We start from the raw sequence: 4,373 nt of genomic DNA on the forward strand, positions 1-4,373 counted from the left end.
CCAAGCGTATTGAGGCTGGCCGCAACACGATGATCGCAGGGCTGTGCGAAAGCCCGTTGACGTTCCAGGCGATTACAATCTGGCGCGACGAACTTTTGTCAGAAGATATTCTTCTGCGCGATGTGATCGATCTGGAAGCCACATTCGGCAATCAGATGGACGGTGAAGAACAAACACCCGTCGTTCCTGCTGCTGCCAATTCGACAACAGCACCCAAAGCGGAAGGCGCCGCTGCGCAGGAACTCGACGCGGACGGCAATCCGATTGCCCAAGACGACGATGATGATGAAGACGAACAGGCGAACATGTCGCTCGCTGCGATGGAAGCTGCGCTAAAGCCGCAGGTTCTCGAGGCGCTCGACATTATTGCGGATGATTATGCGAAACTGTCCGAAATGCAGGACAGCCGTATTTCTGCGACGCTGAATGAGGATGACAGCTTCTCCAAAACGGAAGAAGCGACGTACCAAAAGCTGCGTTCTGAAATCGTTCTGTTGGTGAATGAACTTCACCTGCACAACAACCGTATCGAAGCCTTGATCGATCAGCTTTACGGCATCAACCGCCGTGTGATGAGCATCGACAGTTCCATCGTGAAACTCGCGGACCAAGCGCGTATCAACCGCCGCGAATTTGTAGAGGCCTACCGTGGCCGCGAGCTTGATCCGAACTGGCTCGAAGAGATGGGCCAAAAGTCCGGTCGTGGCTGGCAGATGTTCATCGAACGCTCCACCGACAAGGTTGAAGAACTTCGCGGTGACATGGCGCAAGTTGGCCAATACGTTGGTCTTGATATCTCTGAATTCCGCCGCATCGTGCAGCAGGTTCAGAAGGGCGAAAAAGAAGCGCGTCAGGCCAAGAAAGAAATGGTGGAAGCGAACCTTCGTTTGGTGATCTCGATCGCTAAGAAATACACGAACCGTGGCCTGCAATTCCTTGATCTTATTCAAGAAGGCAACATCGGCTTGATGAAGGCCGTTGATAAGTTTGAATATCGCCGTGGCTACAAATTCTCCACCTATGCGACATGGTGGATCCGTCAGGCGATCACGCGGTCTATCGCGGATCAGGCGCGCACCATCCGTATTCCGGTGCACATGATCGAAACGATCAACAAGCTGGTGCGCACAGGTCGTCAGATGCTTCACGAAATCGGCCGCGAGCCGACGCCGGAAGAATTGGCCGCCAAGCTGCAAATGCCGCTTGAAAAAGTGCGCAAGGTTATGAAAATCGCGAAAGAACCGATTTCTCTGGAAACGCCGATTGGCGATGAGGAAGACAGCCAACTCGGTGATTTCATTGAGGATAAGAACGCGGTTCTGCCTCTCGACAGCGCTATTCAGGAAAACCTGAAAGAGACGACAACGCGCGTTCTGTCTTCGCTCACGCCTCGTGAAGAACGTGTTCTTCGCATGCGTTTCGGTATCGGCATGAACACCGACCACACGCTCGAAGAGGTGGGTCAGCAGTTCTCTGTGACGCGCGAACGTATTCGTCAGATCGAAGCGAAAGCACTGCGTAAACTCAAGCACCCAAGCCGCTCACGCAAACTGCGTAGCTTCTTGGATCAGTAAACAGAAAGGGCATCGGCGCATATGTTCTCTAAGCTTTTTGGTTTGAAGCCTAAGGCGAGCAAAGCGCCGAAACCCGAACAGTCGGAAACCTATGAAGGTTTCCGCATTACACCTGAACCGATGAAAGAACAGCAGGGCTATCGCCTTTGTGCTGTTATTGAAAAAGAGGTGGGTGGCGAATTAAAGACCCATCGCCTCATTCGGGCCGATACGATCTCTGACATAGATGTGTGTCGCGAGGCGTCTATCGCCAAGGCAAAGCAGATGATCGATCAATTGGGTGATCGTCTGTTCTGAGCAATGCTCGGTCGTTGGAATTTCTCAATTCTGTTGTAAGCTTCGTGCTGCAGGGCAGTGTTTCGCCCGCGATAGCTTTTGATAGGGTGGATTTTCATGCGCAATTTTTTGACGATTTGTTTTCTCAGTATGGCTGGCAGCGCACAAGCGGCGTGCTTTGGCGGTGGAACGCCGATGTTTCATTGCACCTTCAACGGTGGCAGCAAAACGGTCGATGTGTGCCTGCAGGGCGATATCGCGGTGTATAGCTTCGGCGCTACAGATCGTGCGCCTGATCTATTGCTGGCGCGGCGCGAAATCGGTGTCGATATGACGCCTTGGAATGGCGTAGGCCGTTCCATCTGGGAGGGGATTACCTTCTACAACAACGTCTATTCCTACATCTTGTCGTATTCTATCGATCGAAATGTTGAAGGCGCACCGATTGAAGGGCGTTTGATTGTCGGCGAGGGCGATTCAGAAATTGCTGAGCTGATCTGCGATATCGGCAGCGTCACAGAGGCAGATTTTTATCCGCTATTCGAGGCTAAAGAACTCTCTGGCCAACGCTATTGCCCCGAGACCTTTAGTTGGGGTGCTGGTTGTTAAGACGCCGCAATTAGATTTTTAGGGCAAATTCTGGTATGGTCGCGTGATTAAGGGAGGCTGACTTATGCGCATTATCAAACGTCTTTTGAAAATTCTGGTGGTTTTGGTCATCGTTTTGGTCGCGGTTTCTTACCTTTTGCCACGACAGGTGACAGTTGCGCGATCGATCACAATTGATGCGCCAGCGCCTGATGTCTTTGCCAAGGTAAATGGTCTGAAGGCAGGCGCAGAATGGTCGCCCTGGCTCAGCCGTGATCCTGAAGTTCAGTTGACCTACACAGGTCCCGATATGGGCGTCGGATCAAAACTGGTTTGGACCTCTGATCATCCGCAAGTCGGCAACGGCGCGCAGGAAATCGTTGAAAGCGTCGAGAACCAGAAGGTTGTCACTGCGCTTGATTTTGGGGCGCAAGGAACAGCGATGGCCGCCTTCAATCTGGTTGAGGCCGATGGCGCGACCACCATCACTTGGGATCTAGAGACCGACATGGGGATGAACCCGATTGGCCGTTACATGGGGTTAATGATGGATAGATGGGTTGGCGGAGACTATGAAAAGGGTCTCGCAAATCTTAAGGCTCTGGTGGAGGCGGGATAAGTCCCGCTGGGTGCTAATGAAATCGGGTTTCTGAGTCTGCAATGTCACACTAGATACAGCGTGTGTTTGCGCGCACTACCCAAACTCTAGAGGTCGTCCTATAAAGCCTGTGGATAAGTGGGAAAAACCCACAGCCAGAGGCGGAAGTAGGATAAGGGGGACGGCGATGCGCTGCCCATTTTGCGGGAATATTGACACTCAGGTAAAGGACAGTCGTCCTGCCGAGGTTCACGTGTCCATCAGGCGTCGGCGTTTTTGCCCTGCTTGTGGTGGACGTTTTACAACGTATGAACGCGTGCAGTTGCGCGATTTGGTAGTGATTAAATCGAACGGTCGTCGTGAAGACTTTGACCGCGATAAGTTGGAACGCTCTATTCGGATTGCTCTACAAAAGCGTCCAGTGGAACCAGAGCGTATGGATCAAATGATCTCCGGCATCGTGCGCCGTTTGGAGAGCATGGGCGAAACTGACATCGGATCGAAGCAAATCGGTGAGATTGTCATGGAGGCCTTGGCCCGTATCGATACGGTTGCTTATGTGCGTTTTGCGAGTGTTTACAAGAACTTCCAAGCGGCTGATGACTTTGATAAGTTTGTCTCCGAGCTGCGTCCGAATGTGACGCCGGACGAGTGAGCATAAGCGATCAAGCTTATATGAAAATGGCCCTGTCGCTTGCGCGGCGGGGCCTTGGTCGTGTGTGGCCTAACCCTGCGGTTGGTTGTGTGATTGTCAAAGATGGTCGCATTGTTGGGCGCGGGCGCACGCAAGACGGCGGTCGCCCCCATGCAGAGCGCGTGGCGCTGGCCCAAGCGGGGGCTGCTGCCAAGGGTGCTACTGCCTATGTGACGCTGGAGCCTTGCTCGCATCATGGAAAAACATCGCCCTGCAGCCATGCCTTGATCGATGCAGGCATCGCGCGCGTTGTGGCTGCGATGGAGGACAGCGATCCACGTGTGTCGGGTCTTGGGTTTCAGCAGCTCCGTGATGCGGGGATTGAAGTCGACACAGGCCTATGCGCCGAAGAGGCCGCGCGCGACAACGCTGGATTTTTCCTGAAAACAGAAATGGGGCGCCCTTTGGTGACGCTCAAGCTGGCTCTCACGCTGGATGGTCGCATTGCGACGCGCACGGGCGACAGTCAGTGGATCACGGGGCCACAAGCGCGCCGTGAGGTGCATGCATTGCGCGCGCGCCATGATGCGGTGCTGGTCGGGGCAGGGACCGCGCGTGCGGATGATCCATCGCTCACCGTGCGCGATATGGGCATAGCGCGCCAACCTTTGAGGATTGTCGCAGCGCGTGGGTTGAATGTGCC

The 4,373-nt window shown here is 54.0% G+C and carries 6 protein-coding genes; all 6 read left to right on the forward strand.

The annotated features are described in order from the left end of the window. Positions 1 to 1,574, forward strand: a 1,574-nt coding sequence (rpoD, locus tag ABJQ89_RS06595; RefSeq protein WP_348495473.1) for an RNA polymerase sigma factor RpoD, incomplete at its 5' end; no start/stop codon positions are given. 21 nt (positions 1,575 to 1,595) lie between these two features. Further along, positions 1,596 to 1,871 (forward strand): HlyU family transcriptional regulator, encoded by a 276-nt coding sequence (locus ABJQ89_RS06600; protein ID WP_348495474.1) that lies wholly within the window; start codon positions 1,596 to 1,598, stop codon positions 1,869 to 1,871. A 96-nt stretch (positions 1,872 to 1,967) separates the two neighbouring features. Continuing rightward, positions 1,968 to 2,459: a hypothetical protein gene (locus tag ABJQ89_RS06605; protein ID WP_348495475.1), complete on the forward strand. Its 492-nt coding sequence runs from the start codon at positions 1,968 to 1,970 to the stop codon at positions 2,457 to 2,459. A gap of 64 nt (positions 2,460 to 2,523) precedes the next feature. Beyond that, positions 2,524 to 3,057, forward strand: coding sequence for an SRPBCC family protein (locus tag ABJQ89_RS06610; RefSeq protein ID WP_348495476.1), 534 nt, complete (start codon positions 2,524 to 2,526; stop codon positions 3,055 to 3,057). Between the two features lie 166 nt (positions 3,058 to 3,223). Continuing rightward, complete coding sequence (gene nrdR, locus ABJQ89_RS06615) at positions 3,224 to 3,691, forward strand: transcriptional regulator NrdR (RefSeq protein ID WP_348495477.1); 468 nt, start codon at positions 3,224 to 3,226, stop codon at positions 3,689 to 3,691. Between the two features lie 20 nt (positions 3,692 to 3,711). Further along, positions 3,712 to 4,373: bifunctional diaminohydroxyphosphoribosylaminopyrimidine deaminase/5-amino-6-(5-phosphoribosylamino)uracil reductase RibD (ribD, locus tag ABJQ89_RS06620; protein ID WP_348495478.1), on the forward strand; the 662-nt coding region annotated here is incomplete at its 3' end.

It is taken from the genome of Planktotalea sp. (assembly GCF_039984035.1).
Lineage (GTDB): Bacteria > Pseudomonadota > Alphaproteobacteria > Rhodobacterales > Rhodobacteraceae > Planktotalea.

Bases quoted from the DNA above. Each gene is read 5' to 3' on its own strand.
- ABJQ89_RS06600 (WP_348495474.1), top strand. From the start codon at position 1,596: ATGTTCTCTAAGCTTTTTGGTTTGAAGCCTAAGGCGAGCAAAGCGCCG.
- ABJQ89_RS06610 (WP_348495476.1), top strand. From the start codon at position 2,524: ATGCGCATTATCAAACGTCTTTTGAAAATTCTGGTGGTTTTGGTCATC.
- ABJQ89_RS06605 (WP_348495475.1), top strand. From the start codon at position 1,968: ATGCGCAATTTTTTGACGATTTGTTTTCTCAGTATGGCTGGCAGCGCA.
- nrdR (WP_348495477.1), top strand. From the start codon at position 3,224: ATGCGCTGCCCATTTTGCGGGAATATTGACACTCAGGTAAAGGACAGT.